This window comes from Streptomyces sp. NPDC020898 (assembly GCF_044333925.1).
Classification (GTDB): Bacteria; Actinomycetota; Actinomycetes; order Streptomycetales; family Streptomycetaceae; genus Streptomyces.
Genome location: NZ_JBIRRV010000050.1, coordinates 1 through 1487 on the forward strand (window position 1 = coordinate 1; position 1487 = coordinate 1487).

Genomic DNA, 1487 nt, shown 5'->3' on the forward strand with positions numbered 1-1487 from the left:
ATGAGTTTCCTGAGTCAACCTCTATGCCGGGACAGGTGTGTCTGGCCTACTGTTGATCTTTCCGTTGGCCTGGTGGATGGCAGGGTCGTAACAGGTGCCGTCTCGTCGGCAGGCCCAGATCACGCGGAGCCATGCGCGGGCAAGGATGCGAATGGCATGGGGGTGACGCTTCTTCCTGGAACGCGCGTCGGTGTAGATCTTCGAAGCCCAGTCGCTGTCGTGTCTGCTGTTGTCGGCGAAGATCCCGATGGCTTGGCGCGCACGTCGATTGGTCGCGTAGCGGAAGGCGACAGTGCGCGACTTGCCCGAAGCCCTCGTGACTGGGACAACACCCGCCTCAGCGATGAACTGCTCACAGGTCTGGGCGCGTTCCAGGATGGGGCCGAGTTCGCCGATGATCTGTCCGAGGTTGACCTTCCCGATGCGCGGCATGGCAGCGAACAGTGGTGCGTAGGGATGCTGACCGACAGCGTCGGTGATGGCCTTGTCCAGTGCGCGGATGGTCGCGCGGATGCCCTGCACGAGCTGGACTTGCAGACGGACAAGCTGCTCAACGATGTCCGGACTGAGGCGGGAAGCGGGCGCAGGAGCCGACCTCAAGCTCTCGATGAGTACGCTGCCGGGCTTCTTGCCCGTGTAGCTCTGCCGCTTGCACCATGCCTCAAGTCGGGCGGCAGTGAGTTTGGCGGCGGAGGCCGGGGTGGGGTAGCGCTCCAAGAAGGCGAGCGCGATGTCGCTGTTGAGGCGCGCGAACATGGCCTTTCCGCCAGGCCAGTGCGCGTCCAGCAGCGACGCGAGCTGGTTGATGGCAGCCGTTCTGGCCTCGACGTGGTCCGCGCGCTGCCGGCTGAGCGACTGCAGGTCCATGGTGGCTTGATCGGTGGGCTCCAGCCGAGGCAGGAAGTGGCCATCCGTGCGGAGGTAGTCGGCGAGCTTGAGGCTGTCCCCGGCATCGGTCTTGGCCTTCGAAGCACCCCAGCGTGGACGCATGGCGTGAAAGGCGTTCGGGTGCACCGGCACCACCGGATGCCCCGCTGCCAGCAGCCGGTCCACGACCAGGCCGCGGGTGGTCTCGATGGCCACCGGGAGATCTTCCGGGGCTCCGTGTTTGGCCAGCCGGGCCAGTGTCTTGGTGATGCCTTCCTCGGTGTGAGGCAGTTCCCATCTCTCCACGCGGGCACCGAGTTGGTCCATGACGGTTACGTCGTGAGTCTCGGTCGCCCAGTCCCATCCGATGAACATGAAAGAAGTACTCCTGTGCCGTACGCGGAGCACCTGCTCGGTGGTGAGGACGTCTGCCGGGAGCTCACTAATCGGCCCTCGACGGGGCGTGTCCCTGAAGCCGATCAGACGGCCTCGGCCCGGCGGGGCCGGCGTAACTCATCCTGGCCGTCAAGCGGCTCGCACGAGTGGCCGTGCACCCACCGGGACCGAGAGGTCACAACCCTATCCGTCAGGGCTGCACAAGGAATGGTGGTCTAGTGAGC

1 protein-coding gene is annotated in these 1487 nt (G+C 65.2%); it reads right to left on the minus strand.

Annotated elements, in window-relative coordinates; genetic code table 11:
* Positions 1-21 precede the first annotated feature (21 nt).
* Positions 22-1242, minus strand: a complete 1221-nt coding sequence (locus tag ACH4TV_RS48285) for an IS110 family transposase (protein WP_398407859.1) — start codon at positions 1240-1242, stop codon at positions 22-24.
* Between the last annotated feature and the right edge of the window lie 245 nt (positions 1243-1487).

Excerpts from the sequence above, each read along its gene's own strand:
- ACH4TV_RS48285 (WP_398407859.1), bottom strand. The coding sequence starts at position 1,242 with ATGTTCATCGGATGGGACTGGGCGACCGAGACTCACGACGTAACCGTC.